The sequence below is a fragment of the Bacillus sp. 05T31 genome (assembly GCF_056396725.1).
This window is the reverse complement of the sequence record NZ_JBFTMA010000246.1, coordinates 1-7,268: the sequence shown is the minus strand read 5'-3', so window position 1 is coordinate 7,268 and position 7,268 is coordinate 1. Positions and strand designations below refer to the sequence as shown.

The 7,268-nt window shown below is 37.3% G+C and carries 8 protein-coding genes; all 8 read right to left on the bottom strand.

The features are described from left to right. Nucleotides 1-328: 328 nt before the first annotated feature. On the bottom strand, nucleotides 329-463 hold the full coding sequence (locus AC1DJR_RS15740; protein WP_002016211.1) for a hypothetical protein: 135 nt from the start codon (nucleotides 461-463) through the stop codon (nucleotides 329-331). Nucleotides 464-604: 141 nt separating this feature from the next. Next, nucleotides 605-1,528 carry a peptidoglycan DD-metalloendopeptidase family protein gene (locus AC1DJR_RS15735; protein WP_477002975.1) on the bottom strand — a complete coding sequence of 308 codons (924 nt, stop codon included), beginning with the start codon at nucleotides 1,526-1,528 and terminating at the stop codon, nucleotides 605-607. Between the two features lie 161 nt (nucleotides 1,529-1,689). Then, entirely contained in the window at nucleotides 1,690-2,394 is a 705-nt protein-coding gene (locus AC1DJR_RS15730) for an ABC transporter permease (protein ID WP_429687982.1), read from the bottom strand. Continuing rightward, the gene (locus AC1DJR_RS15725) at nucleotides 2,394-3,236 is read right to left on the bottom strand and encodes an ABC transporter ATP-binding protein (protein ID WP_477002974.1); all 843 of its coding nucleotides are present in this window, start codon (nucleotides 3,234-3,236) and stop codon (nucleotides 2,394-2,396) included. Before AC1DJR_RS15725 ends, AC1DJR_RS15730 begins: the two co-directional genes overlap by 1 nt. Nucleotides 3,237-3,415: 179 nt before the next feature. Continuing rightward, complete coding sequence (locus AC1DJR_RS15720) at nucleotides 3,416-4,423, bottom strand: LytTR family transcriptional regulator DNA-binding domain-containing protein (protein ID WP_429687981.1); 1,008 nt, start codon at nucleotides 4,421-4,423, stop codon at nucleotides 3,416-3,418. 101 nt (nucleotides 4,424-4,524) lie between these two features. Further along, nucleotides 4,525-5,496: a stage II sporulation protein D gene (gene spoIID / locus AC1DJR_RS15715; protein WP_477002976.1), complete on the bottom strand. Its 972-nt coding sequence runs from the start codon at nucleotides 5,494-5,496 to the stop codon at nucleotides 4,525-4,527. Nucleotides 5,497-5,667: 171 nt separating this feature from the next. Continuing rightward, nucleotides 5,668-6,972 (bottom strand): UDP-N-acetylglucosamine 1-carboxyvinyltransferase, encoded by a 1,305-nt coding sequence (gene murA, locus AC1DJR_RS15710; RefSeq protein ID WP_002068497.1) that lies wholly within the window; start codon nucleotides 6,970-6,972, stop codon nucleotides 5,668-5,670. Nucleotides 6,973-7,011: 39 nt separating this feature from the next. Further along, the coding region (locus tag AC1DJR_RS15705; protein WP_477002973.1) for a YwmB family TATA-box binding protein at nucleotides 7,012-7,268 on the bottom strand (257 nt) is incomplete at its 5' end.

Below are 7,268 nucleotides of genomic sequence, written 5' to 3'. Positions count from 1 at the left end.
CTTTGATGTAATCGTGCACACCACTCGCCTCCCTAAATTGGATGTGAGAAGTGTGAAATGAGACTCGCTGCATACGACTATGAAGGAAATGTGAGTGCTGTTTGTAAGCGTTAAACATTCTTGGATTTATAATGAAATGATTCACGATTTCTCACCTCAAACACTCTCTTTGCATTGGTTTATACCATTGTATTGCCCGCACTACTGATATATGCTACATGTTCACTATTTTTGCGGACTAAGTTAAGAAAAATTACATTTTTTTGTGAGAAATACGTTAACGATGACAATTATGGCGAAAAAAAGTGACACCTCTTTATAAAAGGTGTCACTCTTCTCTTTCATATTCTTCTTCTAACAACTGATGGTGGGGGACTTCTTTCTTACCGGCAATATAATAATATAAAGCGAATAAAACAAACAATAAAATGATAGCAATCGACAGAACAGATAAAAATGACACAGTATCCCCTCCCTTTTGTAATATATATTCGAGAATCTCGTCATTTTTCCTTGTTATTGCAAATTTTTTCCCGAAATTGATTATTTTTATATAAAAATAAAAAAATCAGCTCTCCTAATGAGAACTGATTTTTTCACTTTATTATTCTTGTGAAGAAGAACYGTTAGATGATTCTGTAGAACCATTCGTTGATTTYTCTTCTTTTTGAGATTTCTCATCTTGTTTRCCGTTCGTCTCTTTATCACTMGTCGARCCGCTTGTTGATTTCTCTTCTTTTTGAGACTTATCTTCTGTTTTACTTTCTGGTTTCGTGCTTGTTGACTTTTCTTCTTTTTGAGATTTGTCATCAGYTTTTTTACCAGAAGCATTYGTCGCCTTTGCAGCACCYGCATCAGCTTTAATTTCTGCTACTGATTTATTTAAATAACGCTCAGGGTTCACAGCCACATTGTCTTTACGTACTTCAAAGTGAACGTAAGAACCTRCMTCTTTATTCATTGCATTTAGACCTGATTTYCCTAACACTTCACCTTGCGCGACTCTTGCACCTTTTTCTACTTTCACACTGCCTAARCTTTGATAAGATGCTGCTACACCATTTCCACTATCTACTGTTACAACATAACCAAGAAGTGAATCTTTTTCAGCTTTCGTTACTGTACCACTTAAAGCAGCTGTAACATCAAATTCTTTTCCGTTTTTCGCAGCAATGTCAATTCCTTTATTCGGGGAATATGTGTTGTTATAAAAGACAAGTGCTTTTTCTTGTTCCGCCTCTGATGCTGCATCTTCATAGAATTTCTTCTGTACTACTACTTCTGCATTTACTGCAGCTGGCATTTTCACTACTTCTGAAGATTTTGTTACCGGTACTGCCGGATCTTCCGTTTGTGTATACGGCGTTGCTTGATCTTGGTTCGGAGCTTTCTTTGGATTAGCTCCCTGGAACCATAGCGCAACCATTAAGATTACCGCTGCACAAGCAATGTATAGTGCCGGAAACACCCATCTTTTTTGAAATAAATGTACTACTTTTTGCGACTTTTTACTATTTCTTCCTCGCATTCCATCATCACCTCAGCAATCATTTTGAACAATATTCACTCATCCTATACAACCTATAACTAATTACTTTTCGACAAATTCTGTAAAAATATGTATAGGAATTGCAAAATTTCCGAGGAAATGATAGAAAAAGGAAAAAACTGAGCGTTTGAGCTCAGTTTTTAGTCCATTTGTTTCTTTTTATATACGATCAAACATGCAATAAGCGAAAGAATAAGCCACACTCCAACATTTAGTACATGCCCACCAATACTACTAAATCCTGCCCCACCTACTAAGCTGTTAATTGCTTTTACAATATGAGATGTTGGAAGATATTCAATCATCGTCTTAATTGTTTTATTTTCAACTAGTGACTCAAATTGTACAGCTAAATACATCGTCATTAAAATAGGCATTCCAATTAATGATGTTTGTGGTACAGAAGATGCAAGTAATCCGATCATTGTTCCAAGCACGATAAATAAAATAGTTCCACATAGGAATATCAATCCTACCAATGGAAGATTGATATTTAACTGATCTAAAATGAATAAATTTGCAATACAAATGACCATCGTCAGACCCGCTGTTAATAAACTCTTTCCAAGAAGAACTTCAACAGAAGATGCTGGGGATAACATTAACACACGTAGTGTATGTTTTTCTTTTTCTTCTGCGATTACCATAGATTGAACAAAGCCTGCGACAAATAGGAAGGCCGTTATAGTAGTAGTACCTAACATTTCCTTTCCCGCTCCAAATCTGCTAAATAAAAATGAAAATATAATTGGTAAAAATGCCATTAACAACACTTGTGAATTCGTCTTAAAATCTTGTACTTCTTTTCTAAAAATAGCTGATACACGTCTCATTGAAAATGTCATTACAATCCCCTCCCAGTAACTTCAATAAAGATATCACCTAAAGTTGGTTCGTGTGAATGAATGGATAGTAATTCTCCTTTGTTCATCCATTCTGAAATACGTTTTGCACCTAATTCGTCTTTTTTCACTGTTTCTTTTTGTTTATCTTTTAACACAACTTGTATTTGATCTTTCGCGTATTTTAATCGCAAGTTTTCTGGTGTATCAAGCGCTACAATTTCTCCGCCGCATAGAAAGGCGATGCGGTTACAAAGCGTTTCTGCTTCATCCATGTTGTGCGTTGTTAAAAAAATCGTTGTTCCTTCTTTATTTAAGTCTTTTAAGATTTTATGAATGTTTTGCACATTTACTGGATCAAGTGCAGATGTTGGYTCATCTAAGAAGAGGATATCTGGTTTGTGAAGAATCGCTCTCGCTAGTGTGACGCGCTGCTTCATTCCTTTTGACAATTTTTTCACTTGTGTTTTTTTATCATCCAATAAGTTCACTTGTGCTAACACTTCATCAATTCGTTCTTTTTTGCAATCGTATAAGTCACAAAATAATAGTAAGTTATCATAAATGCTAAGTCTKTCRTATAAGCCGCTATTGTCTGTTAAAATRCCGATTCGTTTGTAATCGATGCTGCTTGGYCCTGTAATGTCTTTCCCTAACACTCGTACCGTTCCAATACTATGAAGCAATTGAGATGTTAATATTTTTACGGTTGTCGTTTTTCCAGATCCACTCGGTCCGAGGAATCCAAAGATTTCTCCTTGCTTTACCTCAATATTTACATTTCGAAGGGCCGTTTTTCCATCGAAACTTTTCATTACATCTTTCATTTCAATTGCCAATGTCATTTCGTCATCCCCTTTGTTTTTCTTTTTATAGATGAAAGTCGCTTTAGCGCTTTTCGTTTGTTTGTTTCGTTTTTCTTGACTCAATCATATGAAAAACAAAGGGTAGGCGCAGTAAAATACCGGTAAAAGGAGTATTTTTACCGGTGAATGAATCGTATTTTGAGCTTATTGGAGCATTTTCATAGCCCAATTACACCTTTTAATTCATCCATTCGTCCTTTTGAAAGCGGGATTGAACTTTTTCTTTCGTCATCCAAAATTAAACTAAAACTATTACGTGTCCACGTAATGACTTCTCGTACTCTTTGTAAATTAACGAGGTACGAGCGATGACATCTAAAAAATCCGAATCCTGTTAATCTCGTTTCTAATTCACTTAATGTTAATGCACATACGAAATCACCTTCACGCACATGAATATGTGTCACTCCACTTTGCGTTTCAATGAAATGGATCTCCATCGGATCCAGTAAAATGATTTTATCATTCACTTTCGCTGGTATTCTTTCCAGTTTCATTTGCGGAATCATTTGAACTACTTTTTCTTCATCGACTTCTTCAACTTCYTCTTGCTCTATTTCTATCTTTTTCACACCATCRTTGTTTAATATGTAYACATCTTCTGTCARCGAAAGGGCATCYGATAAAAAGGAGGACGTAATAAAGATTGCCTTTCCTTGCTCTTTCATTTTCATAATCGCTTTTCGAATAATGATCGTACTCTCTGTATCGACATTTTGCTCCGGCTCTTCTAAAATAACTAAATCCGGATTATGAATCATAACTCGCCCGATATGAAGGCGACGTTTCTCTGAAAATGACAGTTTTTCTATTTTAACATTTAACTTATCTAGAAGACCGACATATTGTACTACTTCTTCCATACTCATGTTAGATTCATAAAGCCCTAATATAAACTTGAAGTACTCCCTCACTTTCAAACGATCGTATGCTTCATCTTTCAAAAAACAAAAACCAATGCGGGAATAATTCTTCTTTCCAATCGTTGTGCCTTCAAATAGTACATTGCCAGTTGAAGCTGCTTCTTCACCGATAATGATGCGGTGCAACACTTTAGCTGTATGATTATTGCATTGCAAAACAACACATTGTCCTTTTTCAACCTCCAGTTCAATTGCCGGTAACTGGTTCGTCTTCCCTACCTGTTTCAACTCCAGTAGCGCCATTCTGTCTCCCCCAAACGTTTTCCCTAATTATACCAAATGATTAATGGAGGATTATGATATTTTAAACAAAAAAGAAGTAGGTATCAGGAAACCCCTGACACCTACTTCTTCACCATCAATTTTCCTTCATAATCATTCATCGTCTTTATTTCAATGCCTTTATAGTAATGAGCGACTATCTCTGTATATTTCTTACCTTCCRCTGCCATRCCATTCGCACCGTACTGGCTCATACCGACGCCGTGACCGAATCCTTTCGTTGTAACGGTGATGTTATCCCCTTCTTGTTTCCACGTAAAGTCTGAGGAGCGTAAATCTAACTTTTCACGAACTTGTTTTCCTGTTAATGTTTTCCCTTGGAACTCTACATCCTTTACTCGCTTTCCTTCCGTAAGGTCTTTAATATTACCAACCTTTCCGTTTGCTAGTACTTTCACACCGAGACGTTTTTGAAAATCAGCTACTGTGAATTTTTGCTCACTCGTAAATTTTGGAGAGGCTTGATCCCACGGACTATCTACGCTTTTCAAGTACGGATAATCATTCCCCCAATAATCAGCTGCATTTTCTGTTCGTCCGTTACTCGTTGAGAAGAAGGATGCTGAAATTGGTTTTCCATCATACGTTAAAACTTGTCCTGCGGTTTTCGAAACGGCTTCCTCAATTTTCTTTAAATTATTTTCATAGTTATTACCCCATTGTTTCTTCAATTCCTCTTTGCTTTTGTACACTTGATCTTTCACTGTATCTGTCACGTCCGCATTGTTTTTCTTACCACCGCTTAGCATACGCTGCACTACAAATGTTCTTGCTGCTAATGCCTGCGCCTTTAGCGCCTCTATTTCAAAGCTGGCATTCATCTCAGAAGCTACTACACCGGCCACATACTCCTCCATAGGTAATGTTTCTACCTTCTTCTGCTGATCACGATATACAGCAACTTGAACCGCTGTATCCACTTTCCCTGGAGCTGGTATACTTTCTATCGCTGGAGGAGTTTTAGAAGCTGCTTCTTCCCCTACTTTTGCTTTCGCAAACGGAATAACAAGGAACATACTTAGGGGTATCGGTATAAAGTGAAAATTTAATGAGGTGGCGGTTTACTGACCGCAAATAACGAAGTAAAGCGAAAATTTTCTAAATATTTTTACTGAGACGTGCATAAGTATAGAATTTATTGACTATAACAGTAATAGCCCAAAAAAAAATAGCCCCTATGTCAAAAGACATAGAGACTATTTCAATTAAGCGTGAAGATCAGAAACTTCTTGTTCTTTCACTTCTTCTACTTTTTCGTTTACACGTTCAATAGTTGCACCTAATGCAGCTAATTTCTTATGGAAATCTACATAACCGCGGTCAAGATGTTTTAACTCTGTTACACGAGTATAACCTTCTGATACTAAACCAGCTAAGATTAATGCTGCTGCAGCACGTAAATCAGTTGCGCCTACTTCAGCTCCTTGCAAGCTACTTGGACCGTTCATAATTACAGAACGACCTTCGATTTTAATATCAGCATTCATACGACGGAATTCTTCAACGTGCATAAAGCGGTTTTCGAATACCGTTTCTGTAATCATACTTGTTCCATCAGCATGTAGTAATAATGCCATCATTTGTGATTGCATGTCTGTTGGGAAACCTGGATGAGGCATAGTTTTAATATCAACCGCTTTTAACTTATCTGGGCCGATAACACGTACACCTTCATTTTCCTCAATAATTTTAACACCCATTTCTTCCATTTTCGCTGTAATTGAGCGCAAATGTTCAGGCACAGCATTTTCAATTAAGATGTCTCCACCTGTAATTGCCGCTGCCACCATGAATGTTCCTGCTTCAATACGATCAGGAATAATAGGGTGGTTTGCACCATATAATTTYTCAACGCCTTCAATACGAATCGTTCCAGTTCCAGCTCCGCGTACTTTCGCTCCCATTGCATTTAAGAAGTTAGCTAAGTCAACGATTTCTGGCTCTTTCGCTGCGTTTTCAAGGACTGTTGTCCCTTTTGCTAATGTAGCTGCAGACATAATGTTTTCTGTCGCGCCTACACTTGGGAAGTCTAAATAAATTTTAGCTCCTTTTAGTTCGCCCTCTACGTGTGCCTCAACAAATCCGTTACCAACTTTTACTTTCGCTCCCATTGCTTCGAAGCCTTTTAAATGTTGGTCAATTGGACGTGAACCAATTGCACATCCACCAGGAAGTGCAATACGAGCACGACCATTACGCGCTAATAATGGTCCCATTACTTGAACAGATGCACGCATCTTACGTACATACTCAAATGGTGCTTCAATATTTAATTCTTTAGAAGAATCGATTGTTACTTGGTTATTTTCAAATACGACTTCAGCATTTAAATGACGTAATACCTCGTTAATTGTGTATACATCAGATAATACTGGTACTTCAGATAGTACATTCTTTCCGTCACTCGCTAATAGGGCTGCAGCGATTATAGGTAATACAGCATTTTTTGCGCCCTCAACACGCACTGTGCCGCTTAACCGCTTTCCGCCACGGACGATGATCTTTTCCAAATTATTCCCCTCCGTGTCCTTTTTTCAGTATCTATTCACTCAATACTCAGAAGTTATGATCGGTGTGCCAACCACAATTGTATCTTTGTTGTTTGTAGAACGTATTGCTATTTGCACATTTATTTTCTCTCTATTTGTTGAAAGAGCGTCATTCCACTTTTTATTATATGCGGAGACTGATACAAATGCTCTTTCTTCTATCTGTTCGATCGCTCTTGCTGAAAGATCTTTCAAAACCTGATTGGTTTTATTTTGCAAAACACCTTCAATCTTATCATTCAGTACACCTTGAACAC

What these genes read in the sequence shown, in the direction of transcription:
- AC1DJR_RS15730 (WP_429687982.1), bottom strand. Translation starts at nt 2,394, where the DNA reads ATGACATTTTCAATGAGACGTGTATCAGCTATTTTTAGAAAAGAAGTA.